The organism is Micromonospora sp. NPDC004336 (assembly GCF_053602615.1).
Map to the genome: position 1 here is coordinate 1 of NZ_JBSGDY010000033.1, position 26,094 is coordinate 26,094.

Below are 26,094 nucleotides of genomic sequence, written 5' to 3' on the forward strand. Positions count from 1 at the left end.
CGGCAGATCCGCGCGGCCCCGGACGGCCGGTGTGGCCGGTGGTTCAGCGGCCGGCGAGCAGCCGGTTCACCGCGGTGTCGACGTCCAGGTGCTCGGCCTCGCGGCCGCGCGGGACGACGACGTAGGTGCGCCGCAGGAAGCGCACCAGGACGCTGCGCGGCACCTCGAACAGGGCGTTGCCGTCGGGCGACGACAGCGCCAGCGCGACGAAGTCCCCGCGCGGGGTGGCCCAGGGCCAGACCCGCACGTCGCCGATGCCGGCCGGCTCGTCGAGGCCGGTGACCAGCAGCTCGCGGGCGAAGGACCAGCTGACCGCCTCGCCGCCGGCGGATTCGGCGTGGAACAGGACATGGACCGCATACGGATCAGCAGGGTCGTAACGCAGGCTGGCACGCACCGGCAAGGCGGTGGCGTCAGGCGCGACGAGCCTCAGCGACGTCTCGACCTCGACGGTCGTCGGTCGGATTACACTCATGGACGATCTCCCCCCGGCACCGCTGCGGAACGCGCGTGTCCCGCTTTTCCCATACTCAGGTGCTACTCCTGGCTACGCTCCGCCATACGCTGACTTCACCCAGTGGTGGGAAGGGGGTCGGAAAGTCCGCGTGAATGTGAGGATTCATGTAGGGTTTTCCGGTTCTGCCCAGTGCGCGATCCCGCCCGGCATCGGGTGGTTCAGTCGTCGACTTACTCCGGTAACGTCCAGTCGACCGTTGCAGTGACGGGCGCGAGCCACACTGGGGGAGGAAATGGTGGCGAAACGATCCTCAGTGGATCCGATGGCCGCGCCGGGCCCGCCGAAAGTCGCGGTCGGGGCAGCCGAAAAGCGGGGGTACGGAGTGCCGATGGAGCAGCACGGGCGGTCCGATCGGCCGGGGCCCGACCGGACGGGCGCCGGCGGCACGGCGCTGGCCGAGCGGCGCCCCCGGCCGCGCTGGCGGCAGCGGCTCGCCACCACCCTCGACCTGATTCGCGCCAACCCCACCGGCCGGGTCACCCTCAAGATCTTCATCGCCATCGCGGGCGCCCTCGTGGTGACCATCGGCATCGCCCTCATCCCGCTGCCCGGGCCGGGCTGGCTGCTGGTGATCGCCGGCCTCGGCATCTGGGCCGTCGAGTTCCACTGGGCCCGCCGGCTGCTCGGCTTCACCCGCCGCCACGTGCACAACTGGACGCAGTGGGTGAAGCGCCGGTCACTGACCGTACGGTTCGTGCTCGGCGCCGTCGGCATGGTCTTCGTCGGCACGGTGGTCTGGCTGTCGCTCAAGTACAGCTTCGGCATCGACGTGGTCGCCGAGGCGCTGCACTACCTGGCGACGCACTGACCCCTCGCCCGGCCCGGGGTCCGACGCGCGGACCCCGGATTTCCGGTCCGGTCCCTCGATCAGGTAGAGTCATCGGCGCTGAGGGCGATTAGCTCAGCGGGAGAGCGCTTCGTTCACACCGAAGAGGTCACTGGTTCGATCCCAGTATCGCCCACGCAGGTCAAAGGCCACTTCCCGGAAACGGGAGGTGGCCTTTCTGCTGTCGTACAGCAGCTAAGTACAGCAGCGGTCAGTGGCCGAGTGAATCGCCCAGGCGTTAAAGGGCGTCTCTGGTCGCCTTCGTCGATACCTGGGTGTAGATCTCCATCGTTACCGAGAACTGGCATGCAGGAGCACCTGCATGGCGACTCCTGGGTGGACGTCGAGGTCGGCCAGGAGCGTCGCGCAGATCCTCCTTGCATCGTGAACGGTGATCGGCCTGATCTTCGCCATGTCGTGCCTGGTCTGCCACGACCGTTGGAAGTTGCGCGGCTCGATGGGTGTGCCGTAGCGGGTGGTGAAGACGAGTCCGGTTTCGTGCCAAGCCTTGCCGGCGGCTGCCTCAGCCTCGTCGCGCTGTTCCTGGGCGGAGGCGGCGTAGAGGGGATCCTCGTCTGCTCTGGCGGATTCCAGGAACTTGCGGGCCTCGTCGCTCGACCAGGACTTGCCCCGGCGGCGGCGGACGGTGGCGAGGGTGACCGGCACGGCCGCGTTCTTGGTGATGAGGTCTTCGGCCTGGGCGCGGGTGAGGGCGGCCCGCAGTGCGGCCCGGATGTCGCTGACCGTCCTGATGATGGGCCAGTCAGGGTGGAGGAGCCTGCTTGTCGGCATCCGGCGGGAAGGCCGCGCTGGCGTGCTCGGCGATCGCCGGAGTAGCACCGGATCCCGACACGTCAACCCGCCGTGATCTGCCTGGAGGCGGCTGCCGCCCGTGTCGGGTCTCAACATCTCGGTTACAGATCGGTTTCAGGAAGTCCGTGACACCTTCGGCTAGACGATCCTGTTCGCCAGGCGGCGTGCGGGAGGTGGCTGCCGCTGAACTGTGAGGAGCGACGTGGGCGCGAAGACGGCTCTACTAGCGTTCACCGACGGAGACATCCGTCCCGTGCTGCGTGACGGAAAGCGTGGGGAGCGAGCCGAGACCGAGGCGTTGGTACGTCAGATTCACCCCGGCTACGTCGTCGAGCCCGCCGACGACAACACGTTGCTCGACGGCACCTACCCGCCAGATGAACTCACGTACGCCACTGTGCTGACCGGGGCAGAACTGTATTGCGACCGGCGGCTCATGCTCGATCGCCCGTCTGAGTTGCCGGAGCACCTGCGCCGAGTTGGTGCGGGTAGGCGAATCATCATGCACGGGATGCACTCGGTCGTGGACTGGCTAGGCTTCGCGGTTTGGGAGGACGGCGTGCTGATCAGATCGCTGAGCTTGTCGCCCGACGGCGGCATCCAGGAAAACATCGGCAATCCGTACGACTTCGAACTGCCGTACTGGGCCGGCGAACATCCCGTCGAGCCCGTACCAGGCTGGCACAACCAGGACCCTTACCCGCTGCCGTTCCATCCCCTCGACTTGGGCGAGGAAGCGTTGCGTGCGCTTTTCGGCTTCAGCATCGAGGGACTTCGTTCTCCCGGCGATATCGACGCCGACGCTGTTCACCTGGACGGCTTTCGCGTGACCGACCCGTCCGGTGAGGCACAGCTCGCCCGTGAGGCCGCACACGCGGAGGTGCTACGGAGCATGGGGCCGCCACGGATGTACCGCATGGGACCGGACGGAACGATGCACGAGGTCACCCCCGACAGCTACTGATCCGCCTACCCGCAGACCGGCAAGAGTGTCACGCAGGTCCTGATACCGATCTGTCACGCAATTCCCGAGACGCGGGCAGACGGCTGCCGGCTGCCGGCCAGTGTGGGAGGACTTTCTGTACATCTATCAAGGCGGCCCTGAACAGGCCGCACGCGCCGCCGCCTGGGCGCGCGTCCGTCGCTGCGCTGGCGCTCCGACTCCGGCCACGCAACACACCCGGCGGCTGGCGCGGAGAGCGGAAAGCCCGGAGGGGCCGCCACATGACGACAGCAGCGTTGACCGGGTGAGGGTTGGGCCGGCAGCCGGCCGGGCCGCGCGGCCACGAGCCCGCGCGGCGCAGGGAAGCGCACGCCGGCCGCGTCGGCAGACTGGCGGCGGTCGCGGGGTTGCGGTTACTGCGCCTCCGGCGGGGGCGCTCCGGCTCCAGGATGGCCGGGGCTGCGTCGGCGGGTGCCGGGTCCGTGGGTGGTTGCGGTAGGCCATCCCGCCTGCCATCGACCCGGACCGAGCCGAGCAGACCACCGCCTGACCCGCCAGCGTCCGAGCGTGTGTCAAGGCCGTCTTGACGTGGCGGGCCGGGCGGCGGCCCGCTCCCCAGAGGGCGGGTCGACGGCAGACGGGATGGCGTCGGCCGGTGGCTACTGGAGTTCTTTGCAAACCGGAATTTTGTCGGTTCTCACGCTGCGGCCGAACAACTTAACAAAGATCGGTTCTTTCTCTGTGCGATCATCACAGAGTTGGCGATTAACCACGTCGTCAACGTGAAAGTGTTCAACACCTAAACCGTCGCGGCGAAGGATGGTTACGCGATCATCTTTCTCTTCGAGAACATATCCGATTATCGCCGTCCTCTGGCTGCGTATTCCGATTGATTCGGTTGGAAGCCACATTCCTGGAGGGAAAAGAACCTGCGCAAGGAGAAGGAGTGCTAATCCGCCGTAGATGAAATGGCGTCCCCCGTGCAACATTTTGCGAGCAATGCGACTTCTCCTTAGCATTTCCTTGGAGGGGGTGAACCTCATCTCCGCAGCCACGCTCTCCGAGATGCCGAAGAAGGGCACTCGCGTGCCCGGATGAACCGCCTTGGCGAGAATTCGCCTACGCAGAATCCAGCCGACGGCGTCCGCGACAACTATGGTAACTACAGTTGCTGCGACATACAGGACCACCGTCATCGCCTGCTCGGCATCCAAGAGCATCGCGCCGAATGTGGCCAAGAAAGCCGCTATTCCGACGTGTCGCCACTGTTCAGTCCTAGTCGGGTATTCGGTGAACGACGCATGGAGTGCCAACGACATAGCGCCGAACAAAAAGAGAACTGGGATAATTCCTAAGTATGCGCCAAGTAGCAGACTTTGTATATTGAGTGTGGCGCCAAGTGATTTGATTACTGAAAGATTGCCGTTTGCTACAACGTACATGCGCATGGCGGCGATGAGGAACGGTAGGACTGTTATGGTGAGTCCGATATAGGCAATTCTATGGTCCGGCTTATCCTCTAGGGTTGGGGCGCGCTCTTGGGGTTGGCTGTCGTGGCTGTCTCGGCTGTCGTCAGACACGCCATGCATCGTCGCAGACGTTGTCAATTGCGGGCCGTGATGGCGACCGGGTGTCGTCGGCTAACCAGTTGCGGTTCTGACCGTACTGGCGGTGGGGTAGGCCGGCGGGGGACAGGGAAGCAAGCTTCCCTTCAACTGGTAGGGTCGCTCTCTTTGAGGAACATTGATTAGGCAGGTGGGTGTGTCTCGGCCTCTCCAGCAGGCACTTGGCGTGATCATCACTGCGGTAGGCGCAGCCGCAGTTGGCGCATGGACGAATATTGCAACATCAAAACCCACCGCTGTCGCCAGCGCTGGACTTGTCGCTGCTCTCCTCATACAGTGCGTTGCACAGTTTTTGATAGCTAGATCTGAGCAAACAGTTGCCCCTCCAGCGGAGATCGAACCGGTGCGACCCAGTGCATCAGAACTTCTGATGCAAATGGACAAAGAGGCAACCGTCCGCCTTCGGGAACGGTGGCAAGCGTTACAGCTTTCAGATGAGACAGTCAACAAGCTGCAGGAGGTTGCGCCGAGCTTGTTCTCGGATCTGAATCTGCCGAGCGAGGGCGTTGTCCTCGTTACCGCTGAGCTTGGAACCGGAAAGTCGACCTATGCGGATATTCTTCATAGGAATATGATTCAAGACGCGTATAGCGGAAGGTCAGATTTTTGGCCAGTCTTCCTAGACGCAAGATCCCTTGAAAGAGTGCCGCTGGCGGAGGCAGTAAAGGAACTTCTCCCACCCGTTCCGCCTAGACAGTATGCAGTCATCGTTGACGGCTGCGATGAGCTTGCGCGTGACGCTGCGAACCGGCTTCTCCGTGAATCTCGTCTACTTGTAGGATCCAATGCGGGATCACTCGTCGCGCTGTTTTGTCGCCCGGGTTACCTGACTTGGCGTGATGAGATAACTTTACCCGAACTTGGCAACGAATCGGCGGAGCTCCTGATGGAGGTTGCCTCCGGTCAAGAGCTCCGAGTGTGGCGGCTTCCCGTAGAACTCCGCAAGATTGTTGGTCGCCCTCTTTTTGCGATCCTTGCGGCACGCTATTTCAGTGACCTCAGGCGTGGGCCAACAACTGAGGCAGCCCTGCTAAGGGCGCTTGTGGAGGATGTAATCAGGCGTGACGGAGCGCCGGACGAGATTGTTTTCTCTCAACTCCGAAGGCTGGCTTCGCAAACTATTACGCATGGTGGGCAGGTGCCGGATAGTGAGGCGGGTGCCCTCGATGTAAGAGAATCCCTAATCGCCACACGTCTCGTGGTTTCCCACGCAGGAGTCGTTCGGTTTGCCGCCCCTGTAATTGAGCAGTATTTCGCAGCCCTCGCGCTCCTGCGCAGAGAGGTTGACCACTCCAGTCATTTGCGGTCCCTCGCCGAGTGGGAGCGCTGGCGAGCGGTCTGGGTGGCAGCGATGACCATTGGTAGTTGGCAAGAGCTCCAATCAATCCTCCCCGATCTGATTTCCCGACACCCGGGGGCAGCGGCTTGGCTGGTTGGGGAAACAGTGCCGGTGCCTGAATCAGGACATAACGATGCATCGCAGAACTTACAGCCTCTGCCTCAGTCCGATTTGGAGGCGAGGATGAACCTCGCCTTTCGTGCATGGGCGGCAGCATTTCCGAATATTGCTTTGCGTTTTGGCATGCTTGATGGTGTCGATGGTCGCTGTGTGCGAATCGTCGTAAGGTCATCGTCGGAATCGGGCCTCTACATAGCGGGCTGGTCGGGGTTAGGTGAGCCGACGGAACTGCAAGTCGACCGGTCTCGCGACATCTTCTCGAGAGCCGAACCGGGGTGGCTATTTAGATACGCTGCAAATCACAAGCCTGTCCCAACGTGGCCATGGCGCTTCACGCTTGAGCGTTTTGGAGCGGAGTTGTTCGGCCACCTTAAGCGCCTTCGTTGGAGCCCCGACGTTCCTGCGCTTGCCGCTGAGAAGCAATGGGACCAAATCCAAGTCCTCGCGGCTAGAGTTACCAAGCAAGCCATTCGCAATAAGGACTACGGGGCCGCCATCGAGTTACTGCTACGAGACGTTGACCAGTTGTTAGATATCCTCGGCGAGGAAGCGGCCGGCTGGGACCTGGTCCACGTGGACCGGAGAGTGTTCGAGATCGCCGAACTGCGTGAGCTGAGGCAGTTTTTACGTCACGCGGATCCTCGTGAAATCTTGACCCCTCCTTACCCTGAGCCGGACCTGGGCGGACGGGTAGGCCAGGGCTGGGGTGGCTATAGTGTGGAACAACTCGCTAGGAGAGCCGAGGCTGTCTACCGAGCCGCCTTAAATGGTTACATCGAACTGGCTCAGACCTTGATGCCTGCCGTCGTCCCGACGCTCGGTCTAGGGGCAATATTGCCGGTGCATATGAAGGGCAACGTCGGGGTAAAAGAGAAATCCTTGCCGGTCGCCTTAATGAAATACGACATGTTTCCGTTGTCGGCCGGCCAGGCGAGTCGGGTAGAGATGACGCCAGGCAGCCTGGACGTAGCCAGCGGGGAAGACGAGAGCCAAAGCCGCAAGAAGCAGTGGCGTTTGATTCAGACCTACAGACGCGAGACGGCGGCGTGGGTTGGCTACGTCAGCGGATACTCCAGCCTGGACGTCCACCTAAGAATGCCGGCCACTCGAATCGCAATTCGATGGCTTGCCGACGATTTGCGCCAAATACACGTAGTGAATGAGTTGTTTCCGTATGATTGACGGCTTGCGGTACTTCGGAGTTTGCTGGCCCGGTCCGTAGCGGACGCAAGCGGCCTTCCGCATCTATGCCGGGCGCATGACATGCCGTCTCAAGTTAGCAAAAAGTCAGCAAGAAGCCTTCCAGTATCCAACGCAGGGCAGGGTTCGACCATATCCGGAGTAAACAGGATGGCAGGGAACGGCATCGACTGGGACGCCGTGACATGTGAGATCAACATTCACACCGAAGTGTTCGGTGAGCCGGGAGTTCGGCGGCGTTACATGGCCGCGCGGCTCTTTGCTGCTGGCCAGGGTGGCATGTCGTCCAGGTCCTCGCCTTCCTCGGCTTTGACCCACCAGCCTGTGTCGTTGACATAGTGCTCAAACCATGCCGCGAGGCTGGGTGAGTCGATCCACCAAGCAGCATCGGGATCTCCAGGGTTGGGCTCGAAGAGAAGGACGCTTCCCTGGTCGTTTCGGCAGTCGACGCACGCGTACATGCCGCAACCCCAGGTCAAGATTGGAAGAACGCCTTCCGGCCAGGCCCACTCGGTGCCGGCGTATCTGGTTCGAGCTTGGAGGTAGCACTCCACCGCCTGCTCGGACGTTGGCCCGTCCGTCAGGCTGAGGACCTGGTAGTCGGGACCGAAGCCGCCGTTCGCGAAATCTCTGTAGATTGCCGCCAACAACGGGTGTAGCCCAAACCCCAGTCGCTCCTCAACACTGTCAATCGTGCTCTGGGGAAGTGGAGCGGGCAGGCCGGCGGGAAGGGGCATCATCGGCTCATCCCTGCGAGCCCGCCCAGCGATGCGCGCCAGAAGGTCGGTGTAGTCCGTCACGAAAAGCGATCATGCCGGATACGTGTGTCAGTTCCGTTCGGGTGGGCTGAGGCGACCAACCGTGCCGCAGCTCTCGGAAGGCATTGCTCCTGTCCTGTCCGCTCCGTGTCCAACGTAGGGGGCCGTCAGGGGCGGCTGCCGACAGCAACGAACCCGGACGAGGACAGCCGCCGGGGGTTGAATGCGGACAGTTGCCTGAGGCCGCGGATGCGGACGGACCCCGCCATACGAAGCGCCCAGAACTCACAAGCGAGGGGTCGAGGCTCCTACGCGGTCGCGCGCCTACGTAGCCGACGTGTTGTAGCGATCGAGCGTCGCCTTGGACGTCGAGGCGTCTTGGAAGACAAGCTCCCATGGGCCGGTGTTCACGTCCATGTCCTTACCGAACCCGACCCACTTTCCGGCCATCCGTCGACCCGTGGGCTCGGCGAGGAGTTGGATCGCACCGTGGTACCGGGCACCCCGGTAGTAGCCGGTCGGGTCGGTTTGCTCCACCCATGTGCCGGTGACGACGGCACCGTCGACGGTCAGGTCCAGCGAGAGAGACGACGCCGCCGAGCCGGGCAGGCTGCGTGCGGTCAGTCGATCGCCGTGCTGGAGCAGGACCACGAAGTGCTGTCCGGCGAACGAGTCGCCCCGGCCGCTGGAGTAGTACTGGTAGCGGCTGAGCCACACGCCCTCGTACGACCTGTGGGACGTGGCGGACTTGGACGTCGGCGTCGGCGTGGCCAGGCTGGACATGGGGGAGGACAGATCGTGGCCGCCGCGTTCGTCGTTGGCGACCTCCCCACCGGGCACCGCGGCGAAGCCCAGCAGCGAGATGGGTAGGCCGGTGACGACCTCCAGGGCGCGGGCGTAGACGGGGCGCGGCGCAGCGATCGCGCCGGACTCCCATCGCTGGACGAGTCTTTTGTTGGCGTCGTTGGGCTCACCGACGCGGTGGCCGGCGGCTTGGAGTGCGCGAGCGAAGTCGTCCTGGCTCATACGCATCCCGGTACGGACGGCGCGGAGGGCGGTGTTGGGGGCGACCATGACCGCCACGATAGCGCCATGTCGCCTAAATGTCGTCGGCAATGTGGTCGGGTTGTCGCATCTTGTGCCGTCGCGGTCGGTGACACATTGACGTCAGGGTGAACATGCGACGGTCGAGCGTGCCGCCGTGCTTCTGCTGACGGAGGTGGAGATGCCGAGTAACGGCGGCGAGCCGGCGGTGAGCCGAGGCGAGCAGATCCAGGTGGCCGAGCGGGAGGCGGCCAAGCGACGGCTTCTCGCCGAGGCTGAGGCGGATCGGATACCGGCGGAGGAGACGACCCGAGCGATGCCGGATCGGCGGTGGCAGCGTGGGCAGCGTTGAGCTGTTGCCGGTGGGGCGGCGGGTGGCGTACTGGCGAGGGCGACGGAAGCTGTCGCAGCAGGTGTTCGCCGACCGGCTCGGCAAGTCGAAGAGCTGGGTCGACAAGGTTGAACGTGGCGTCCGGTCGCTGGACAAGCTGTCGACGCTCCAAGAGATCGCCCGCGTGCTGCGTATCGACGCCGCCACGCTGGTCGGCCGCGATGTTGCGCTGGTAGAGGCGGCCGACTGTGTCGAGGGCGTCGACCGGATCAGGGCGGCGCTGTCCCGGTACGAGGTCCCGTTGGGCCAGCCAGTGGCTCGCCGACTGGTGTTGCCGGTGGACCGGATGCTGCGGGATGTGGAGTATGCGTGGACGGCGTTCCAGCATGGCCGCTACCCGCAGGTGACCGACTTGATGCCTGACCTGCTTACCAATGCGCAGCGCACCCAAGCGCAAGCTCCGGTAGCGAGTCGGGTGCTGCTGGTGGGGGCGTACCGGGTCACGGCTGCTCTGCTGGTCAAGCTCGGGGAGGTCGGGCTTGCATGGTTGGCCGCCGACCGGGCGATGCTCGGCGCCACCGGCGAGCCAGAGTTGGTGGCCGCCGCAGCCGTGCAGCTCGGCCAGGTGCTGCGCGCGTCAGGGCGGGCCAGGGAGGCGAAGTCGGTGCTGCTCGCCGCCGCGTACCGGATCGCCCCGCGCGAGGTCGAGCACGGCACACCGGCAGAGCTGTCCCTGTGCGGAACCCTGCTCCTCCAAGCTGCACTGGCAGTGGCACCGGATGGGAACGAGGTCGCCGTCAGCGAGCTGATCGACGAGGCCGCCGGCATGGCAGAGCGGGTCGGAGACGGGCGCGATCATCACCGCACCGCGTTCGGGCCAACCGCCGTTGACCTGGCGCGCGCCGCTGTTGCCGTTGAGACCGGCGACTTCCACGAGGCGATCCTCTGGCACGAGAAAGCCACCGAGCGGGACGGCTGGCGGTGGCTGCCAGCAGAACACCGCGCCGCGCATCTGCTCGGCGTCGCGCGTGCCTACCTGCACGCTGGCGATGCGGTCAGCGCCGCTCGCATGCTGATGGAGGCCGAGCGCACCGCGCCGGCAGAGATCATGTACCGACCTGCCGCCCGGGATGTCCTCGCCGGGGTAGCGCGTGACCCGCGGGCCCCGACCACGATCACGCAGCTCGCCGTCAGCCTCCGGTTGGGCTGAACGGTGAAACCGCCATCTAAGCGGCCAGGAGTACAGCAGCGAAGTGCAGCAACCGCGCCGGCCCGAACCGGCCCGAAAAGCACCTCAGCAGCCCGTCTGACCTCGTATCGAGTTGATCCGGGTCTGCCTGCCCTACGGCGAGACGGTCTGCCGCCCGTCGCCCCACCACATGCTTGACGGATCGGTCCCAGGACATGCTTGACGTTTGGCTAGTTGCCCTGTTCCGTCCTTGTTCGCTTGGGCAACTCCTCAAGGAAGAACGTCACATCGTCCAAGGCAGAGAAGACCCGGCCGTCGAGGTCCGCCCGCTCGGCGAGTTGGCGGACGAGCATGACGGACTCGGGCTCCAGACACCCGAAGCGTCGAGCGAGATGGCCCAAGCAAAGCGACGCTGTGCCGACGAGCCATAGGTCAGCGCTCTCTTGCGCGATCCGGTAGCACCATCGCTCCACGAAGACGCGGTCGTCGTCGTAGAGCGCCAGCCCCACCAACACCGAGTTCGGCGAAAGCGCTTGTTCACTGCCCTCCAGAGCAGCAGTGAGCGCCTCGTCCGCCAGACCGTGTGACACCAGCGGCGGATTCTCGTAGATGTCCACGCCGGGAGGCTACGACAGCACCAAGCACATGGTGAGACACGAGTGTCGAGCCGGTCAGCAGCTCCGATCCCGGAGAACCGGGTCCGTGCCGGGCGAGGTTGGGTCAACTGCGCCATGGGGCGGTGTCCGTCGGGGCGCGGTCCGTGACACGAGAGCCGACTCAGTCCGTCCCGGCAGCGTCCGTACGTGCGTCAAGGTCCGCTTGACGCGGTGCGGGCCGAGCGGCGGCCCGCTCGCCAAGGCGGCTGATCGGCGGCAGACAGTGAGTCTTGAGGCAAGCAGCTACTCAAGCAGTATGCGCGGAGAGGCTCCTACGGAGAGGCGGCCATCTTGGGCGTTCACAGCCGCTGCTCCCACCAAGGGGCGCGGGGGTCGGCCCAGGGATTAGCCAGGGTTCGACTGAGGAACAGATCATCAGCCTCACCGATGACGCGGCGCAGCTCCCGCGCCGCTCGTCTAGGTAGCGACCGCAGAGCAATGTCCAACACTTCCCGATAGTCCGAGGTGCAGCCGCAGGGGCACCCGCCAAAATCGACCAGCAGTTGACGGGCCGGACCTCGCGCTATGCCGGTCCAACCCTGAAGGGCGCGGCCGATATCACCGGGGCGCAACCTATTGTCTTGGCGCTCCAGCCGAACGATGCTGGCGACGACCTTGCCAGAAATCCCCTGGAGGTGCGCACGGGACTTGTGCGCCTGCCGACGACTGGGTTTAGCGGCGCGTAACGCCACAGGCCGCCTACGCGGCACGATCCCTTCGCTGTAGAGCCATGTCGGGAAGTATGACAGACAGAACGACGCTCGCCCGAAGCCAGACAGCGCCTGGAGGGCGTGCCTGAGTGAAGTGACCCCCTGATTCGCCGGAGGATTTGGTGTTTGTGGCTTGACCACCCGCTTCCCGGGGGAGGTTCCCTTCCCTACCCTTGCCTGGCTGGCGGGATCCATCCGGCGATGTCGACGTCACGTGGGTGTACGGGTTCGGAGAGGACGACGCCGGTGGTGGTGTCGCCCAGTTCCGCGAGGCGCTCGATGACCTGCTCCAGGTGCTCCGCGTCCCGCACGGCGATGGTCAGCTCGTAGCAGTTGTGCCCGGTGACATGGACGCAGGACAGCACGTGCCCAATGGTGAGCAGCCGTTCACGCAGAGCCTGGGAGTTGCGGACGGAACGGTGCCGGGGCCGCAGGGACACATGGGCGCGCAGGCCCAGCCCGAGCCGGGCGAGGTCGAGGTGGACTCCGTAGCCCTTGATGACGCCGGAGTCCTCGAGGCGGCGCATCCGTTCGGCGACCGCGGGGCGGCTCAGGGAGACACGGCGGCCCAGCTCGGCGACGCTGATCCGGCCGTCACGGGAGAGCTCGCGGAGGATGGCGAGATCCGCGGCGTCCCACGGTGACGATCTGCCGGTTGCCATGAGAGATCAGCTCCACAACGACGGTCATTGCTCGCCGATGCCGTCGAAGTGGCATGGGCGAAGGGTCCAGCCGCAGCCTACTGCCATCGACCATGAAGGCGACGGTGCTGCACGAGGCTGGCAGGGTGGACGTCATCGAGGTCCCCGACCCGATGATCGAGCATCCTGGTGACGCCGTGGTGAGGGTGTCCCTGGCAGCCGTGTGCGGTTCCGATCTCTGGCCCTACCGTGGCCAGGAGTCGTTCACGCCCGGCGATCGCATGGGCCACGAGTGGGTCGGGCTCGTCGAGGAGGTCGGCGCGGACGTCGCTCGTGTCCGGCCGGGCGAACTCGTCCTGGCCCCGTTCGCCTTCGCGGACGGAACCTGCCCCACGTGCCGCGACGGCTGGCACACCTCCTGCCCGGCCGGCGGCTTCTGGGGTGGCGCCAACGGCGGCGGTCAGGCTGAGGCGGTCCGCGTGCCGTTCGCCGACGCGACGCTCGTCCCGGTGCGTGCGGATGCCGACGCGGAACTGTTGCGCCGACTGCTGCCGCTGACCGACGTGATGGCGACCGGCACTAACGCCGTCTCGCTGGCCGGAGTTCGGCCGGGTACGACCGCCGTCGTCCTGGGCGACGGTGCCGTCGGGCTCTGTGCGGCGCTCGCCGCACGCCGTGCGGGAGCAGACCGGATCATCCTCGTCGGGCGTCACCCCGACCGGAACGCTCTCGCCACACGGATGGGAGCGACTGATGTTGTCTCCGCGGACAATCCCGTGACCGTCGGCCTCATCCGGGAGGCGACCAGGGGTGGCGCGCCCGGTGTTGCCGAATGCGCGGGAACCCAGTCCGCCCTCGACCTCGCGATCGACCTCGCGCCAGGCAGTCAAGATCGCGATCCGGCCCTGACCCGAGTACGGCCGGAGAAGTCGCATGATGCGAAGGAAGCGCACGCCGGCCGGATAGGCGAGGTGGCGGCGGTCACGGGCTGCGGTTACTGCGCCGCGGGCGGGGGCGCTCCGGCTCCAGGTTGGCCGAAGATCGTCGGCCGCCGCCGGGTCCGTGGGTGGTTGAGGTAGGCCCCCGCCCGACGTCGACCCGGGCAAGCCGAGCAGGCCACCGCTCGCAGCATCCGTACGAGCCGTCAAGGTCCAGCTCACGTGGTGGCCCGGGCGGCGGCCCGCTCCACAAGCGAGCGGGTCGCCGGCGCACGGGATGGCAGGTGGGTGGGTCATGCCAGTCCAGCGACACGCACAGGCCATCACACTGCGCCTGGAGTGCAGTAATCTCGCGCCATGACTTCCGGACCGCCCTAGTGACGGTGTGCCCCGCACACCGTCACTGGTCGTCTTCGCTCACCGGGAGTCTTTCATGTCCGCCGAACGTGCGGGCACGTCTTACCGTGCCCTCTTGTCCCTGCCACATGCACTGCGGCTGTTCCTGCCCGCCACCGCCGGCCGCCTCGCCTACGGCGTGCTGCCGCTGGGGATGTTCTTCTCCATAGCCGACGCGAGCGGGTCGCTCGGCACCTCGGGACTGACCGCCGCAGCCCTCAACCTCACCGTCGTACTCTTCGGTCCGTCGCGGGGCAGGCTCGTCGACCGGCTCGGACGCCGGATCCTTCCGGTCATGGCCATCGGGTACGCGCTGAGCACCGCCCTGCTCCTGGTGGCAGCTCACGCCAGGGCACCGCTGCCGGCGCTGCTGGTGCTGGCGGCGTTGACTGGCGCCTGCCCGCCGCCGCTGGGGCCGGCGATGCGCACCGCCTGGGCCGAGCTCACGCCGGAGGGCCCACTTCGGATGCGCGCATTCAGTCTCGACGCCGTCGTCGAGGAAGTGCTGTTCACCGCGGGCCCGTTACTGACCGGGTTGGCGATGGCCGTCGCCGACCCGCAGATGGCGGTTGTCCTCGGGCTTGCCTTGATGATCGGCGGCGGAACGGTGTTCGGGTTCGGCCCGGCGCCCCGTCCCGCCACCGTGCCCCTGGCCGGCGGCGCAGCCGAGGCGGCCGGTGCGCGTGCGGGGGTGCTGCGAACGCCGGGCTTCGTCCCGATGCTGATCACCCTGGCCGGTGTCTTCTGCGCCCTCGGGCTCATCCACATCGCCGTTCCGGTGACCGCCGCGCACGCCGGCAACCCCGCAGCCGCGGGCTGGCTGGTGGCCGGGCTGTCAGCCGGCAGCGCCGCAGGCGGGCTGCTGTTCGGCCGCCGGGCCTGGGCGACTCCGTTCGCCGTCCTCCTGCCGAGGCTCACGCTGCTGCTTGCCGGCCTGGTCGCCGCGTTGACCCTGGCCGGGTCCGTCGAGGTGCTGGCGCTCGGGCTCGTGGTGACCGGAGTGCTCGTCTCTCCCAGCTTGATCATGGCTTACGCCCTGGCGGACGCGCTGGCCCCGCAATCAGCCAGGACGCAGGCCTCGACCTGGGTGAACACCGCTGGCAACGCTGGCGTCACCGCGGGCACGGCGTTGGCCGGGGTGCTCGCCGACCGGGTGCCCAGCTGGCTGCTCTACCTGCTGGCCGCAGTGGCGCTGCTGGCGACCGCAGCAGGCCCCGGTCGGCTGCTCGCCCGCCTTCACCGCGCCGAGCGGCCATCCACCGCCGCGGCGCTGAGCTGACAACCACATAGGCGGCGCGATTGCCGGGCAGAACTGATGTCGCGGCGAAAAGGCTCCCCGGGCCCGCGCCCGGGGAGCCCTTTTCGCGATCTGCCGCTACACGTGCCGTTTTGGACGGGGTGGGAAGATCCGATGTGCGGTGCGGCCCCTCCGCTGGCCGAACCTTGTCGGCCCTACGCCACACCCCGGGCCCGGGCGCAGTTGCCGACCCAGTCGCCGGCGTATTCGCAAACCTCGACGTAGACGTAGTGTCCGTCGGAGAAGATGTTGCCGGTGGACGTGCCACAGACCCCGTTGTTGGACGGGTCGATAACGTCCCACGTCTGGACGTATTCAGTGCCATTGATGATGGTGGTGCCGGAGAACGTGGCCCGGACGCCTCTGCCGTTGGACGAGTTGTCGCACACCGTCAGTTTCTCCTGCGACGGGTAGCCGGACAGGTCAGCGTCGAAGAACGCCGCGCCACCCTTGCCGACGGTGTACAGCCAGCCCACGTTCTGCGGATCCACCGCGGCGTTCGCCTGCGCGGCGACCCCGAACACCAGGATCCCCGTGGTGGCCGCCAGCAGACTCACGCGCCGTAGCCATCTCATCCGCATCTCCTTCGCTCTGTCGCGATGGTCGCGGCCGAGGCGACCAGCGCCAGTTGATCAACTGACGTGAGGGAACCACAGATGTACGGCCCTGTCCATTGCGGACAGCCCTCCGGTGGCGACGCGGCCCGGGCGACGCGTCCGGTCGCGAGCCGCCCATTCGAGGTGCCACGACTCGGGAGCGCGCAGGCGATCGGGCAGCTCACTCAGCGGCGAACCACCCGTCACCCGCGTCGACAACGCTCCTGAGCATGACAGCTAGGCGACCGTGGCGGTGGCCGGCCATGCGCCACGCCCCACCAGATCGAGGACGAGCGCGGCGATGTTCCACGCGTCGTCCTCGCCGCGGTGATGGCGTCCATCCAGCGGCAGCCCGGCGATCTGCAGCGCGTGGTGCATGCCGGGTTTCCTGCGCAGACCGTAGGCGGTGGCGAACACGGCCTTCGCGTTGGTGTGGGTCCGCTCCGTCGGGTAGCCGAACGGGTAGGCCACCCCGTCGGCTCGGCTCTGCCGGGCGAACTGCCGGCGGTCGTACTCGCCCCAGCTCGCCCAGGGACGGTGCCCGGCCTCGTGCTCCTCGACGAGGATCCGGCAGGCCTCGGCGAAGGTGACGCCCCGGTCCACCTCGGCCTGCGTCAGCCCGGTCAGCGCGGTGCAGAAGCCGCTCACCGTCGACCGGGCGGGGCGGACCAGGACGCGGTGGCGGGACAGGCGGCGTCGCGCCGACACGTCGACGACGGTGAGGCCGATCTCGATGATCTCGTGGACGGAGCCGGGCGGCGGCTGTCCGTCCCAACAGGTGGCCTCCACGTCGACGACGTTGAGCAGGGCGGGTTCGCGGCGCATGAGAGCCGAGGATAGGGCGGGCGCCCGGCTCCGGCACCGCGTTTTCGTACGCCCGCACCGTCGCCGCGGACCGGCCGCCCGACGGCGAAGGCCGTCGGCGGCGCGGCAACGGCCGGCGGGTCCGCCGTCAGGCGGCGGGTCTGGTAGGGATCGGGTCCCTGGTGGTCGGGGCACGGGCGGCGGTGCCACGACAGACACCGGGGCATCGGCATCCCTCAGGTGATGCGGTCAAGACCATCCGTGATGTCCTGAAACCGGTCCGGCACCGCCAGCCAGTCACCGCTGGCGCGGTGGTCCAGGAACAGTCCCACCTGGACCACCCCGCGCACCATCACCCTCAGCGGCCAGGAGCCGCTTCGATCCAGGTATGCGAACACGGCGTGCAGGAACGCCCGCAGCGCCTCCGGATCGACGTGCACCTCGTCCTGCCCGGTGTCGTGGATCCCGCTCGGCGTCCCGACAAGCTGCTCAAGCAGCAGGACCTGCCCGCAGAACATCTGCGAGGTACGGAGGCCGCGATCCCAGATCACCTGGTCGCCTACCTTGAAGAGCATTCCCATGACCGCCCCCCCACGTCGTCGGGCGGCCAGCACTCTACTACCAGTAGCTCACTCGCCGGGGGCAGCCGCAAACTGACCGGACGTGGTGGGGCCACGCACCAAGGGCCAGACGGCGGCCGAGGTTACGAGACATCGCCTGGAGAAACACCGGAGAGCAGCCAGGTGAGCGCCACCTGGGTCACCGCGAACGTGGCGGGCAGGGCGACCCGCGCTGTGATCGTAATGGCGCCGAACCTACTTTCCATGCTTGCCGCTGCGCCGTGGTCGACCGCTGCTCAGACCCGTGCCGGCTCCGCCTGGGGGTCCGGATACCCAGCCCCGGTGCCGCCGGACGCGCGGGTCGGACCGACTCGACGCGCCCGGCCCGGCCGCATGCCCAGCTGCGCGGTGAGCGCCACGCAGAGCATCAGCGCCGAGCAACACCAGAAGGCACGCGTCGCACCCTCGGTGAGCGCCGCCGGGCTCGCCGCTCCGCCCGCGCCGTGCCCGGTGCGGCTGTACACCGTCACCGCCAGCGCCAGCCCCAGGGCGGCGCCGATCTGACCGGCGCACTGCACCACGCCGGCGGCGGTCCCGACCGCCCTGGGGCCGACCGTCGACACGGCGGACAACTCGCACGACATCCAGAGGACCGGCAGGCCCGCCCCGACCAGCACGAGCCCGGGCAGCATCCCGGTCGGATAGCCCGAACCCGGGCCCAGGGAGGTCAGCCAGAGCAGGCCCGAGCCGGTCAGCCCGCAGCCGACCAGGCAGGACAGCCGCGGCCCGCGCCGGCCCAGCAGGCGCGAGGACCACCGGCCGACCACGATCACCCCGCCGACGACGGGCAGCAGGGCGCATCCTGCCCCCCACGCGGTGTACCCGTGTGCCTCTCGCAGGTACACGCTGCCCACGAACACCACCGGGCCGGTCGCCGCGGCAACGAACAGCACGCCCAGGGCACCCGCCGCCAGCGACCGGTCCCTGAGCAGCACCACCGGAACGAGTGGCTGCCTGGACCGGGCCTCGCGTCGGAGGAACGATCCGCCCAGCACCACCGCGACGGCCAGCAGCGCCCACGTGGACGGCCCGAGCCCCTGCTCCGCGATGTCCACCAGCGCGTACACCAGGGTCAGCAACGTACCGACCAGGAGCAGCGCCCCCGACGCGGCCACCGACGTGCCCCGCGAGCGCCGCTCCGCACCCAGCTCCAGCCGCCGGCTCCCGGCGAGGGCGCCCAGGGCGAGCGGCACATTCAGCAGGAAGGCCCAGCGCCAGCCCAGGTGCGTCGCCGCGAAACCGCCCACCAGCACGCCCGCGACCGACCCGATCCCCCCGGAGGCGGCCCACAGCGCCAGTCCAGCACGCCGCTGCGCGTCCTCGGGCGCCACGGTCAGCAGTACGCACATGGCCGCCGGCACCATCATCGCCGCCGCCACCGCCTGGCCGGCGCGGGCCGACAGGAGCACCCACCCGGTGGGTGCCACCGCGCAGCACGCCGAGGCGACGGCGAACGCCACGAGCGCACCGCGCAGCAGGCTGCGCGGTGCGTGGCGATCGCAGAGCCGGCCACCGAGCAGTTGCAGCCCGCCGAGGAGGAGCACGTACACGTTGGTCACCCAGTGCGCCTCGGTCAGGCTCATGGACAGCTCGCGCTGAATGTCCGGCACGGCGAGGACGACGAGTCCCGCATCCGCGTTGGCCAGCAGCGGGGCGAGACACACCAGCGGCAGCAGGAACCTGTGCGGCCGGGTCACGGCGGTGGACATGCGGAGCTCCTGGGAGAAGGCGGGACGCGTTGCCGTTGAGAACCCCGCGCTCCGGCGGCCGGTTGCAGCCGGGCCCGTGCAACCCGTTCGCCGCCGTCGGGGTTCCACCACCGACAGCGCACCGCAGGGCTCCACCCGGTTTCCCGGGTGCGGGCCCCGACCCAGAAGGACAATGATGGATCTCAACCTCTCCGGTCGCGTGGCCGTGGTGACCGGCGCCTCCAAGGGCATCGGCCTGGCCGTGACCCGCTCGCTGCTCGAAGAGGGCGCCAAGGTCGTCGCGGTCTCCCGCAAGACCACGCCGGAGCTGGAGCAGCTGGCCGGCCCGAACCTGCTGCACGTGTCGGCGGACCTGATGGACCCCGACGCCCCCGGCCAGGTCGTGGCGCGCGCGGTCGAGCACTTCGGCGGGCTGGACGTCCTGGTGAACAACGCGGGTGGCCCGCCGCCCGGCGTCGCCATGCCTCGCACCGGCTTCTTCGACAGCAGCGACGAGCAGTGGGCCTCGATCTTCGAGTTCAACCTGTTCTCCGCCGTCCGCGCGATCCGCGCGGCCGTCCCGCAGATGATCGAGCGCGGTGGCGGCTCCATCATCAACATCTCCACGGGCATGGCACGTCAGCCGGCACCGGTCAACATCGAGTACGGCGCCGCGAAGGCGGCCCTGTCCAACCTGACCAAGGCCCTGTCGGAGGAGTTCGGCGCCAAGGGAATCCGGGTCAACACCGTCTCCCCGGGCGCCGTGCGCACCGCCTGGTGGACCGAGGAGGGCGGCGCGGCCGACATCATCGCGGCGATGGCGGGCGCCGACCGGGACAGCGTGATGGACAGCATCGCGCCTCAGATGATGGGCCAGGTCACCGGCCGCCTCGTCGACCCGCAGGAGGTCGCCGACGCGGTGCTGCTGCTGGCTTCCCCCCGTTCGGCGAGCACCACCGGCTCGGACTACGCGGTCGACGCGGGCTTCCACAAGAGCGTCTGATCCGGGGGAGCGCGGGACCGGGCCCGACCGGGGGCCTGCCTGCGCGCCCAGCACGACCGAGATCGCGTTGCGGCACCGGACCCCGGCGGCTCACCGCGCCGCCGGGGTCCTTCCGGTCCGCCGGCCCGATGTCGATCGTCCGAGGCGTACCGGCCATCGAGGAGAAGAACCTTGCATGCCAGGTCTCAGCCGCCAACCGGCGGCAGCGTCGACACCGACGTCGCGGTGGTGGGCGGCGGGCCGGTCGGCACCCTCGTCGCGCGCGAGCTCGCTCTGCTGGGCATCGATGTGACGATCATCGAGAAGCTGCCCGAGCCGGACGGGATCTCCAAGGCGAGCACCCTGCACGCCCGCACCGCGCAGACCCTCGACCGTCGTGGGCTGCTGGAGGCGGTGCAGCCGGGCCGGTACGCCGCGTCGCGCGACACCCGCGGGCCGGTGCGCTTCCACTTCGCCTCGATCTTCGAGCTCGACCTGTCCCGGGTCGTCGAGGAGGGCCCGGTGCTCGTCGGCAGCCCGCAGGCCTACGCCCAGGAGGTCTTCGCCGCCGACGCCGTTCGGCTGGGCGGGCGGCTGCGGCGCGGCGCGGAACTGGTCGGCCTGGTGGAGAACGACGATCGTGTGCGGCTGCACCTGAGGTCCGCTCCGGGCGTCGAGACGACGCTGACGGCCCGCTGGGTGGTGGGCGCCGACGGCGCGCGCAGCGCCGTACGCAAGCTGGCCGGCATCAGGTTCCTCGGCGACGGACCGACCGTCGCCGCGCTCATGGGCGAGGTACGGCTGCTGGAGCCCGCCGCCGCACCCGGCGGGTGGCGACGCACCCCGCGCGGCTGGACCCTGCTGTGGGTCGACCCGTACGGGTCGAGCCGCGTGTGCACCTACGACTACCGGGGGCCCCATCCGGACCGGCACTCACCTCCGACGCTGGAGGAGTTGCGGGGTGAGGTGGAGCGCATCGCGGGCCGCCCCGTACCGATGGACAGCCCGGCCTGGATCTCCCGGTTCAGCGACGCCTCCCTGCAGGCGGAGCAGTACCGCAGGGGCCGCGTCCTGTTGGCCGGGGACGCCGCGCACGTGCACTTCCCGGCGGGCGGGCAGGGCGTGAACCTCGGCCTGCAGGACGCGGTCAACCTGGGCTGGAAGCTGGCCGCCGAGATCCGCGGCTGGGCGCCGGACGGGCTCCTCGACACCTACCACGCGGGGCGGCACCCGGTGGCGGCCGACGTGCTGCGCAACGTCCGGGCCCAGGTCGCCCTGATGGACCCCGACCCGCGTACCGACGCGCTGCGGGAACTGTTCGCCCGGCTGATGCGCGTCGACGAGGTGAACGCCCACCTGAGCACCATGATCACCGGCGTGGGAGTGACGTACCCGGTGGGGGCGCGCGGCGACGACCGGTTGGCCGGGCGCATGGTGCCGAGTCGGCCGCTGAAGACGGCCGACGGCCCGACAACCCTGGCCGCGCTGCTGCGCGACGGCCGCCCGCTCCTGCTCGACCTGGCCGGGGACTCCGGCCTGCGGGCCGTGGCTGGCCCGTGGGCGGACCGGGTGAACGTCGTGCCGGCCGTTCCCGTCGGGGACTCGTGGGGTGCGCCGGCGCTGCTGGTCCGTCCGGACGGCTACGCCGTCTGGTCGGCGCGCGGGGCCAGCGGCGACACCGCCGCCCTGCGCGCCGCCCTCGCCCGCTGGTTCGGGCCGGAGACGTGGTGACGCCGCGGCCGCCGACGAGCTCGTAGGCTGGGGACTCCCACCTGTCGGGCTGCGCCGCGTTCGGCAACCATTTCTCCGACGGCGGGGTTCTAACAGCGATGGACGAGCTTGCCGAGCAGTTGACCGACCTGCTGGCGCAGGACCTGGAGGCCGGCTTCACGGAGCTGGTCCGGGTCCACGCCAGAGCTGTGCACGCGTTCCTGCTGCGCGTGTCCGGATCGGCCGCGGAGGCCGATGATCTGGGACAGGACGCTTTCCTGCGGGCCTACACGGCGTTGCAGGGCTACCCGCCGGAGCGGCGCCGGGCGTTGCAGCCGCGCGCCTGGCTGATGACGATCGCGGCGAACGTGTGGCGCAACCACGTGCGCAGCAGTTCGCGCCGCCCGATGTCGGTCATGCGGGTGGACGACGCACCGGACATGTGGTCGGACGCGGGTCCGGGCCCGGCGGAACGTGCCCTGAACGCGGACGACCGGGGCCGCCTGGTCGCCGCGCTGTCCCGGCTGCCGGAGTATTACCGCGTACCGGTGGTGCTGAGGCATGTGGTGGGGATGAGCTACGCGGAAGTAGCCCAGATCCAGGGCTGCCCCGTGGGGACGGCCAAGGCACAGGTGTCACGTGGCATGAGCGACCTGCGCCGGCTGCTGACCTGGGAGGAAGAGGGGGAGGTGGCGACATGAGCGGGGGAGAGGACAACCAGCTGCCCGCGTCGCAGGTCGGGCCGGAATCGCCCGGCCAGCTGGGCGAACCGCCCGCGCCGGTGGACTTCGCGCTGAGGATCCTGCGGCGCGTGGGCATCCCGCGCGATCGGTACGACACGTACGTACGCCTGGAGACGGTAGCGGGCGGACTGTTCGTGGCCTTCACGCCGGAACTCGTCACCGGGGCCGTACTGGCAACCGGTGGGCTCACCGCCGAGCGGTTCGAGGAACTGCACCGCTCGCGCACCGGTCGGTCCGCCATCCCCACCGGCACGCCCCTGCCCGGGCTGGTGACAGCCCTGCGCACCGGCCGGTTCGGAAGGTTGTCGCTGGACTTCGGTCCGGTCGACGCGTTGGGGGCCGAGGTGCTGCGGGCGGTCCGGACCATCCCTGCCGGGCAGTTGCGTCCCCTCTCCTGGCTCGCGCGTGAGGCCGCGCTGCCGCCCGCGCAGGGCGCCGACGCCGTGCTGAACGTCCTGGCGCACAATCCGTTCGTCGTGCTGGTCCCCTGCCACCGGGTGACGTACGAGCACGGGGCGCCCTGCGACGCGGCCTACCTGCCCGCTGCCGGAGACGCGTTGCGGTCGGCGGAGGGCATCGACATGGCCGAGGTGCACCAGTGGTCGCGCAGCGGCGCGGTGTTCCTCGGCAGCGACACCACCCACATCTACTGCCATCCGACGTGCGCCAACGCCCGGCGGATCACGCCGGCGCACCGGGTGCCGTTCACGAACGCCCGGGAGGCCTGTCGCGCGGGCTACCGCGCCTGCAAGAGCTGCCGGCCCGTGGCGGCCTGAGCGGCGCCGCCGCTCGGCGTCGCGGTGACGGGGGCCGGGCGGCGTGGAAGCACGGGCCGTGGCAGCCGCCGGTGGAATCGGGCGGTGCTCCGCCGCGGCCCAGCTCCGGGGCGCGGCAGGCCGCCCTGGACAAGGTCGCGCTCGGCCTGCTCGACGGGCACGCCCGGCACTGCATGCACGAAGGCGCGGCGGAGGGCCGGGCCGACGAGATGGCCACCGAGATGATGGCCGCCGTCGGCCGCATCATGAAGCGCGGCTGACCGTCGGGCGGCATGCGTCGGGCGCGCCCCGGCGGCTTCGCGAATCGGCCGGCCACCCCGATCTGTGCGGTCAAACCGCGCAGATCGCGATGCCGCCAGCCTGTTGAGCGTGTGATCGCTACCGTGCCGCGTCCCCCTCCCTGATCTGGGACTTGAACTCCGGGCATTCGACCAGTGGGGTGTGGGTGCAGACGGAGGCGTGTCGGAGGCTGTCGCGCATGCGGGTGAGGCGGGCGATGTCCTGGTCCAGCCCCCGGGCCTTCTCCGCCATCCGCTCGCGCAACTCGGCGTCGCCGGGCCTCGCGACGAGGAACCGTGCGATCTGCGCCAAGGTGAACCCGGCAGCCTGCGCACAACCGATGAGCGCGATCCGGTCGACGATGTCGGGGCTGAATGTCCGGCGTAGGCCGTTGCGCCCGCTCGACCGGATCAGTCCACGCCGTTCGTAGAACCTGAGCGCCGACGCCGTCATCCCGGTCTGCTCGGCGACCTCGGCGATGTCCAGTTCTGCCGTACGCGACACGTCGCAGCTCCTCTCCGACCGCCTCCGGGTGGGCGCCCTTGACTTGAACCACGGTACAAGTCGGAGGCTGTGGGAACGCATCCCGCTCCGGATTGGAAGATCACTCACCATGCCACTTCACCCCCAGGTCAAGGCACACCTCGATCGGCTCGCCGCCGTCAACTTCGGCAGCCTGCACACCGTCTCGCCCGAGCAGGCGCGGGCCGGGGCCCGCCGCTTGACGGCCGCGTCGGTCGGTGAGCCGGAGAAGGTCGCCGAGGTGTCCGATCGCGTGGCCGCGACCGAGGCCGGCGAGGTGCCGATCCGTGTCTACCGCCCGCTCGGCGCTTCGGCGGACGGCCGGCCACTTCCCGTCGTGGTCTTCTTCCACGGCGGCGGCTACGTGCTGGGTGACCTCGACTCCCACGACGGTCTCGCCCGCGCGCTCTCCAACGGTTCGCAGAGCGTGGTCGTGTCGGTCGACTACCCCCTGGCGCCGGAGAACAAGTTCCCCGCCCCGATCGACGCGGGCTACGCGGCGACCACGTGGGTCGCCGACAACGCCGACGAGCTGGGCGTGGACCCGGCGCGGCTTGCCGTTGCCGGCGACAGCGCCGGCGGCAACCTCGCCGCCGTCGTCACCCTGAAGGCACGCGCCGCCGGGCGGCCGCACATCGGGTTCCAACTGCTCATCTACCCGGACCTCGACTTCCGGCGTACGAACCAGTCGATCACCGAGTTCGCCGGAAAGTACGGCAACATCACCCGGGAGGCCCAGGAGTGGTTCATGAACCACTACATCACCACCGAGGACGACAAGCTCCACCCGCTCGTGTCCCCGCTCCTGGAGCCCGACCTGACCGGACTCCCGCCCGCCGTCATCATCACCGCGGAGTACGACGCCCTGCGCGACGAGGGCGAGGAGTACGGCCGGCGTCTGGCCGCCGCAGGCGTGCCCGTGACCGTCAAGCGCTACGACGGGATGATCCACGAGTTCCTGCGCCATCCGTTCGACGACGCGAGAGTTGCCATCGACGACGCCACGGCCGCGCTTCGGAACTTCTTCAACTCCGGGGCCGCCCTCGATGCCTAACTGGTAGGCCCGCGCTCACCAAGACCGGCCAGGCCGTCGATCTCAACGGCGATCACCGGGTCAACCCCGGCGACCGGATCGACTGGACGATAACCGTCACCAATCTGGGCACCACCAGCCTGAACAGCATCGTGGTCTCCGACCCGGATGCGGGCCCGGTGACCTGCCCCCGCACCGAACTCGCTCCCGGCGAGTCGATGACCTGCTCGGTCCCGTCACACGTCATCACCGCCGCCGACGCGAAGGCCGGACGCGTGACCAACGTCGCGACGGCCACCGGCCGTACCGACGACGGCACTCCGATCACGTCCGACCCGGCCCGAGCCTCGATCGAGGTGAAGTCCGTTGGCCTGCCGGTGACCAGAGGCGACCTCGGCAGGCTGCTCGCCATCGGCGCAGCGCTCGTCGCCCTCGGCGGCCTGCTCGCACTCGCCAGCCTGCACCGCACCCGACGCCGCGCGTCGTGACCGTCACCCACTGAGGAGGAACCGTGCTCATGTCGAGAAAGAGGACCAACCTACTGATCGCGACGCTGGCGGTGGTCGCCTGGGGCGCGGCCGGATGCCAGGGCGGCTCTGGCGATGAGGCAGGCGAGAGCCCCCCGCCCAGCAACGCCCCGGTGGCATTGCCGTCTGGCGTCGCCGGCGCCACCGCGGTACCCACCGCCGTGCAGAACAAGACGGAATCCCGGAAGAACGTGAAGGTCTCCGACTGCAAGGCCACGCCCGACGGTTGGCAGGCGTCAGGCACCGCGAACAACCCCGGCAAGGCGAAGACCAAATACACGATCACCGTCTTCTTCACCACCAAGGGCGGCACGGTCATCGGGACCGGTCAGACCAAGGTCGACGTGAAACCACGCGCCGACAGCGAGTGGAGCATCGCCAGCAAGTTCAAGCCGGCCCCCGACACTCAGTGCGTGCTACGCGGCGTGAGCTGACCAGCGCGGCCGGGATCCCCGCAGGACCGACCAGGCA

General features: G+C 68.5%; 24 protein-coding genes, 1 tRNA gene and 3 pseudogenes. 16 read left to right on the plus strand and 12 right to left on the minus strand.

The genetic code is table 11. The features are described from left to right. Nucleotides 1-43 precede the first annotated feature (43 nt). Nucleotides 44-475 (minus strand): SsgA family sporulation/cell division regulator, encoded by a 432-nt coding sequence (locus ACWENR_RS10055; protein ID WP_007457244.1) that lies wholly within the window; start codon nucleotides 473-475, stop codon nucleotides 44-46. A 304-nt stretch (nucleotides 476-779) separates the two neighbouring features. Between ACWENR_RS10055 and ACWENR_RS10060 the strand changes: the two genes are divergently transcribed. Beyond that, nucleotides 780-1,325: a TIGR02611 family protein gene (locus ACWENR_RS10060; RefSeq protein ID WP_452276714.1), complete on the plus strand. Its 546-nt coding sequence runs from the start codon at nucleotides 780-782 to the stop codon at nucleotides 1,323-1,325. Between the two features lie 82 nt (nucleotides 1,326-1,407). Then, nucleotides 1,408-1,479 (plus strand) — tRNA-Val (locus ACWENR_RS10065). A 102-nt stretch (nucleotides 1,480-1,581) separates the two neighbouring features. Here the strand turns inward: ACWENR_RS10065 and ACWENR_RS10070 are convergent. After that, nucleotides 1,582-2,102 (minus strand): annotated as a pseudogene (locus ACWENR_RS10070) (tyrosine-type recombinase/integrase); the annotation flags it as partial. 256 nt (nucleotides 2,103-2,358) lie between these two features. On the opposite strand from ACWENR_RS10070, the gene ACWENR_RS10075 reads away from it, so the two are divergent. Further along, on the plus strand, nucleotides 2,359-3,120 hold the full coding sequence (locus ACWENR_RS10075) for a DUF6928 family protein (protein WP_452276671.1): 762 nt from the start codon (nucleotides 2,359-2,361) through the stop codon (nucleotides 3,118-3,120). 638 nt (nucleotides 3,121-3,758) lie between these two features. Here ACWENR_RS10075 and ACWENR_RS10080 read toward each other — a convergent pair. Next, nucleotides 3,759-4,679 carry a hypothetical protein gene (locus ACWENR_RS10080; protein ID WP_452276672.1) on the minus strand — a complete coding sequence of 307 codons (921 nt, stop codon included), beginning with the start codon at nucleotides 4,677-4,679 and terminating at the stop codon, nucleotides 3,759-3,761. 211 nt (nucleotides 4,680-4,890) lie between these two features. On the opposite strand from ACWENR_RS10080, the gene ACWENR_RS10085 reads away from it, so the two are divergent. Beyond that, nucleotides 4,891-7,365 carry a hypothetical protein gene (locus ACWENR_RS10085; RefSeq protein ID WP_452276673.1) on the plus strand — a complete coding sequence of 825 codons (2,475 nt, stop codon included), beginning with the start codon at nucleotides 4,891-4,893 and terminating at the stop codon, nucleotides 7,363-7,365. A gap of 257 nt (nucleotides 7,366-7,622) precedes the next feature. On the opposite strand, the gene ACWENR_RS10090 is transcribed toward ACWENR_RS10085, so the two are convergent. Then, nucleotides 7,623-8,183: an SMI1/KNR4 family protein gene (locus tag ACWENR_RS10090; RefSeq protein WP_452276674.1), complete on the minus strand. Its 561-nt coding sequence runs from the start codon at nucleotides 8,181-8,183 to the stop codon at nucleotides 7,623-7,625. Nucleotides 8,184-8,465: 282 nt separating this feature from the next. Further along, the gene (locus tag ACWENR_RS10095; RefSeq protein ID WP_452276675.1) at nucleotides 8,466-9,215 is read right to left on the minus strand and encodes a helix-turn-helix domain-containing protein; all 750 of its coding nucleotides are present in this window, start codon (nucleotides 9,213-9,215) and stop codon (nucleotides 8,466-8,468) included. 127 nt (nucleotides 9,216-9,342) lie between these two features. On the opposite strand from ACWENR_RS10095, the gene ACWENR_RS10100 reads away from it, so the two are divergent. Beyond that, nucleotides 9,343-9,537 (plus strand): hypothetical protein, encoded by a 195-nt coding sequence (locus ACWENR_RS10100; protein WP_452276676.1) that lies wholly within the window; start codon nucleotides 9,343-9,345, stop codon nucleotides 9,535-9,537. Beyond that, nucleotides 9,524-10,726, plus strand: a complete 1,203-nt coding sequence (locus tag ACWENR_RS10105; RefSeq protein ID WP_452276677.1) for a helix-turn-helix domain-containing protein — start codon at nucleotides 9,524-9,526, stop codon at nucleotides 10,724-10,726. Before ACWENR_RS10100 ends, ACWENR_RS10105 begins: the two co-directional genes overlap by 14 nt. A 209-nt stretch (nucleotides 10,727-10,935) precedes the next feature. On the opposite strand, the gene ACWENR_RS10110 is transcribed toward ACWENR_RS10105, so the two are convergent. Beyond that, entirely contained in the window at nucleotides 10,936-11,322 is a 387-nt protein-coding gene (locus tag ACWENR_RS10110) for a hypothetical protein (RefSeq protein WP_452276678.1), read from the minus strand. Nucleotides 11,323-12,238: 916 nt separating this feature from the next. Further along, nucleotides 12,239-12,733, minus strand: coding sequence for an Lrp/AsnC family transcriptional regulator (locus ACWENR_RS10115; protein WP_452276679.1), 495 nt, complete (start codon nucleotides 12,731-12,733; stop codon nucleotides 12,239-12,241). Between the two features lie 92 nt (nucleotides 12,734-12,825). On the opposite strand from ACWENR_RS10115, the gene ACWENR_RS10120 reads away from it, so the two are divergent. Both ACWENR_RS10120 and ACWENR_RS10125 read left to right on the plus strand, forming a co-directional pair. Then, a complete protein-coding gene (locus tag ACWENR_RS10120; protein WP_452276680.1) occupies nucleotides 12,826-13,791 on the plus strand; it encodes an alcohol dehydrogenase catalytic domain-containing protein in 966 nt (321 codons plus the stop codon). A 292-nt stretch (nucleotides 13,792-14,083) separates the two neighbouring features. After that, nucleotides 14,084-15,325 carry an MFS transporter gene (locus tag ACWENR_RS10125; protein ID WP_452276681.1) on the plus strand — a complete coding sequence of 414 codons (1,242 nt, stop codon included), beginning with the start codon at nucleotides 14,084-14,086 and terminating at the stop codon, nucleotides 15,323-15,325. A 173-nt stretch (nucleotides 15,326-15,498) separates the two neighbouring features. Here the strand turns inward: ACWENR_RS10125 and ACWENR_RS10130 are convergent, their stop codons facing one another. The 4 genes from ACWENR_RS10130 to ACWENR_RS10145 form a co-directional block, all read right to left on the minus strand. Next, nucleotides 15,499-15,918: a hypothetical protein gene (locus ACWENR_RS10130; RefSeq protein ID WP_452276682.1), complete on the minus strand. Its 420-nt coding sequence runs from the start codon at nucleotides 15,916-15,918 to the stop codon at nucleotides 15,499-15,501. A 258-nt stretch (nucleotides 15,919-16,176) separates the two neighbouring features. Continuing rightward, entirely contained in the window at nucleotides 16,177-16,764 is a 588-nt protein-coding gene (locus ACWENR_RS10135) for an exonuclease domain-containing protein (RefSeq protein WP_452276683.1), read from the minus strand. 215 nt (nucleotides 16,765-16,979) lie between these two features. Beyond that, nucleotides 16,980-17,324: a DUF6086 family protein gene (locus tag ACWENR_RS10140; protein WP_452276684.1), complete on the minus strand. Its 345-nt coding sequence runs from the start codon at nucleotides 17,322-17,324 to the stop codon at nucleotides 16,980-16,982. A gap of 275 nt (nucleotides 17,325-17,599) precedes the next feature. Further along, entirely contained in the window at nucleotides 17,600-19,072 is a 1,473-nt protein-coding gene (locus ACWENR_RS10145; RefSeq protein WP_452276685.1) for an MFS transporter, read from the minus strand. A 175-nt stretch (nucleotides 19,073-19,247) separates the two neighbouring features. Between ACWENR_RS10145 and ACWENR_RS10150 the strand changes: the two genes are divergently transcribed. The 5 genes and pseudogenes from ACWENR_RS10150 to ACWENR_RS10170 all read left to right on the plus strand — a co-directional run. Continuing rightward, nucleotides 19,248-20,054 carry an SDR family NAD(P)-dependent oxidoreductase gene (locus tag ACWENR_RS10150; RefSeq protein ID WP_452276686.1) on the plus strand — a complete coding sequence of 269 codons (807 nt, stop codon included), beginning with the start codon at nucleotides 19,248-19,250 and terminating at the stop codon, nucleotides 20,052-20,054. A 171-nt stretch (nucleotides 20,055-20,225) separates the two neighbouring features. Beyond that, nucleotides 20,226-21,764, plus strand: a complete 1,539-nt coding sequence (locus ACWENR_RS10155; protein ID WP_452276687.1) for an FAD-dependent oxidoreductase — start codon at nucleotides 20,226-20,228, stop codon at nucleotides 21,762-21,764. Nucleotides 21,765-21,862: 98 nt separating this feature from the next. Next, a complete protein-coding gene (locus ACWENR_RS10160) occupies nucleotides 21,863-22,444 on the plus strand; it encodes an RNA polymerase sigma factor (RefSeq protein ID WP_452276688.1) in 582 nt (193 codons plus the stop codon). Next, nucleotides 22,441-23,262 carry an MGMT family protein gene (locus tag ACWENR_RS10165; RefSeq protein WP_452276689.1) on the plus strand — a complete coding sequence of 274 codons (822 nt, stop codon included), beginning with the start codon at nucleotides 22,441-22,443 and terminating at the stop codon, nucleotides 23,260-23,262. The genes ACWENR_RS10160 and ACWENR_RS10165 overlap by 4 nt, the downstream gene beginning before the upstream one ends. 110 nt (nucleotides 23,263-23,372) lie before the next feature. Then, nucleotides 23,373-23,522, plus strand: a pseudogene (locus tag ACWENR_RS10170) (metal-sensing transcriptional repressor); the annotation flags it as partial. A gap of 118 nt (nucleotides 23,523-23,640) precedes the next feature. Here the strand turns inward: ACWENR_RS10170 and ACWENR_RS10175 are convergent. Next, nucleotides 23,641-24,045, minus strand: coding sequence for a MerR family transcriptional regulator (locus ACWENR_RS10175; protein ID WP_452276690.1), 405 nt, complete (start codon nucleotides 24,043-24,045; stop codon nucleotides 23,641-23,643). Between the two features lie 109 nt (nucleotides 24,046-24,154). Here ACWENR_RS10175 and ACWENR_RS10180 point away from each other — a divergent pair, with 109 nt between their 5' ends. From ACWENR_RS10180 to ACWENR_RS10190, 3 genes and pseudogenes are all read left to right on the plus strand, one after another. Next, a complete protein-coding gene (locus tag ACWENR_RS10180) occupies nucleotides 24,155-25,117 on the plus strand; it encodes an alpha/beta hydrolase (RefSeq protein ID WP_452276691.1) in 963 nt (320 codons plus the stop codon). Between the two features lie 26 nt (nucleotides 25,118-25,143). Then, nucleotides 25,144-25,584: pseudogene (locus ACWENR_RS10185) on the plus strand (DUF7507 domain-containing protein); the annotation flags it as partial. 23 nt (nucleotides 25,585-25,607) lie between these two features. Further along, nucleotides 25,608-26,057: a hypothetical protein gene (locus ACWENR_RS10190; RefSeq protein ID WP_452276692.1), complete on the plus strand. Its 450-nt coding sequence runs from the start codon at nucleotides 25,608-25,610 to the stop codon at nucleotides 26,055-26,057. The last annotated feature ends 37 nt before the right edge of the window (nucleotides 26,058-26,094 follow it).

Excerpts from the sequence above, each read along its gene's own strand:
- ACWENR_RS10055 (WP_007457244.1), bottom strand. The coding sequence starts at position 475 with ATGAGTGTAATCCGACCGACGACCGTCGAGGTCGAGACGTCGCTGAGG.
- ACWENR_RS10060 (WP_452276714.1), top strand. The coding sequence starts at position 780 with ATGGCCGCGCCGGGCCCGCCGAAAGTCGCGGTCGGGGCAGCCGAAAAG.
- ACWENR_RS10095 (WP_452276675.1), bottom strand. The coding sequence starts at position 9,215 with ATGGTCGCCCCCAACACCGCCCTCCGCGCCGTCCGTACCGGGATGCGT.
- ACWENR_RS10115 (WP_452276679.1), bottom strand. The coding sequence starts at position 12,733 with ATGGCAACCGGCAGATCGTCACCGTGGGACGCCGCGGATCTCGCCATC.
- ACWENR_RS10120 (WP_452276680.1), top strand. The coding sequence starts at position 12,826 with ATGAAGGCGACGGTGCTGCACGAGGCTGGCAGGGTGGACGTCATCGAG.
- ACWENR_RS10125 (WP_452276681.1), top strand. The coding sequence starts at position 14,084 with ATGTCCGCCGAACGTGCGGGCACGTCTTACCGTGCCCTCTTGTCCCTG.
- ACWENR_RS10130 (WP_452276682.1), bottom strand. The coding sequence starts at position 15,918 with ATGAGATGGCTACGGCGCGTGAGTCTGCTGGCGGCCACCACGGGGATC.
- ACWENR_RS10135 (WP_452276683.1), bottom strand. The coding sequence starts at position 16,764 with ATGCGCCGCGAACCCGCCCTGCTCAACGTCGTCGACGTGGAGGCCACC.
- ACWENR_RS10140 (WP_452276684.1), bottom strand. The coding sequence starts at position 17,324 with ATGGGAATGCTCTTCAAGGTAGGCGACCAGGTGATCTGGGATCGCGGC.
- ACWENR_RS10145 (WP_452276685.1), bottom strand. The coding sequence starts at position 19,072 with ATGTCCACCGCCGTGACCCGGCCGCACAGGTTCCTGCTGCCGCTGGTG.
- ACWENR_RS10150 (WP_452276686.1), top strand. The coding sequence starts at position 19,248 with ATGGATCTCAACCTCTCCGGTCGCGTGGCCGTGGTGACCGGCGCCTCC.
- ACWENR_RS10160 (WP_452276688.1), top strand. The coding sequence starts at position 21,863 with ATGGACGAGCTTGCCGAGCAGTTGACCGACCTGCTGGCGCAGGACCTG.
- ACWENR_RS10165 (WP_452276689.1), top strand. The coding sequence starts at position 22,441 with ATGAGCGGGGGAGAGGACAACCAGCTGCCCGCGTCGCAGGTCGGGCCG.
- ACWENR_RS10180 (WP_452276691.1), top strand. The coding sequence starts at position 24,155 with ATGCCACTTCACCCCCAGGTCAAGGCACACCTCGATCGGCTCGCCGCC.